Annotated in this window: 1 protein-coding gene; it reads left to right on the plus strand. The window is 60.2% G+C overall.

What is annotated here, in order from left to right; translation table 11 throughout:
- A partial coding sequence (locus O3669_RS10825; RefSeq protein WP_371524857.1) for a tetratricopeptide repeat protein occupies window positions 1-1584 on the plus strand: 1584 nt, incomplete at both ends.

Genomic DNA, 1584 nt, shown 5'->3' on the forward strand with positions numbered 1-1584 from the left:
GACCAGGCCAACTGCCTGTACAACATCGCCACCACACTACGTGATCTGGGCGAACAAGCCGAGGCCGAACCCTACTACCACCAGGCACTCACCCTCTACCAAGACATCCCCAACACCGAGGAACAACAAGCCAACTGCCTGTACATCCTCGCCACCACACTGGATAAGCTGGGCCAACTAGCCGACGCCGAACCCTACTACCACCAGGCACTCACCCTCTACCAAAGCATCCCCAACACACAACGCGACCAGGCCAACTGCCTGCTCAACCTCGCCACCACACTGAGCAAGCTTGACAAACTAGCGCAGGCCGAATCCTACTACCGCCAAGCACTCACCCTCTACCAAGACATCCCCAACACCGAGAAGAACCAGGCCGCCTGCCTGCTCAACCTCGCCACCACACTACTCCTGCTGGGCAAACCAGCCGACGCCGAACCCTACTACCACCAAGCACTCACCCTCTACCAAACACTCCCCGGAACAGAACACAACCAGGCCACCTGCCTACACAACCTCGCCAACACACTACGTGAGCTGGGCAAACCAGCCGACGCCGAACCCTACTACCACCAAGCACTCACCCTCTACCAAGACATCCCCAACACACAACGCGACCAGGCCAGCTGCCTACACAACCTCGCTCTGACCTTGAGCAACCTGGGTAGGAGTGTTGAGACTGAGCCGTTATACCGTCAAGCAATCCACCTCTGCGAGGGCACCAGCGGGACCGAACAGATACACGCCTCCTGCCTCCAACACCTGGCCTCCGTCGTCACCTCAAAAGGTGAGGGACACCTACGCGAAGCCCTAGAATTATACGACCACGCACGCGCCCTGTACGAAAAGGTCGCTGACAGCGACGCCGACCAAGCACACTGCCTGACCCAACAAGCCGACATCACCACACACCTGGGGCACCTACCCGACGCCGAAGCACTCTACCACCAAGCCCTCGCCCTGTACGAACACATCGACGCACCCATCAAACACGCCACCTGCCTCCAACACCTAGCCACCTGCCTAGCCCACACGCCCAACCGCACCACCGACACCCTCAAAACCCTAGACAACGCACTCGACATCCTCACTCACACCAACACATCCGAAACAGCACCCCAACGCCTCGACATCCTCTTCTCCCTCACCCACACCCACCTAATCAATGGTGACCACTTCCTCGCACAGGTTCACGCACGCGCAGCACTCGACCTCTCCCACCACCCCACCGTCAGCCAAGCCGACGCACACCACGCCCACTTCACCTACGCCGCCGTCCTACAGACACAAGCCGATACAACCACCAGTACCAAGCACAAGAAAGACCTCCTCACCCAAGCACTCAACCACGCCCTCCCCACAGCCCTCTTCGACGACGAATACCGCTACCAACTCACCTCCCCCACCAAACGACGCGCCTGGATCACCAACCGCGCCCAACCCACCATGAACCAAGCCCTCGCCATCGCCGCTGATCTCGGCGACGCACCCCTCGTGGCCGAACTGGTTGCCAAATGGCGCATGGTCGGCTCCCTCGCCACCACGCCCGCAGCACGCAACAGCGAAGATCCCCTACTCACATTG

This window comes from Pauljensenia sp. 20925_1_34, from assembly GCF_041432775.1.
In the GTDB taxonomy this organism is placed as follows: domain Bacteria; phylum Actinomycetota; class Actinomycetes; order Actinomycetales; family Actinomycetaceae; genus Pauljensenia.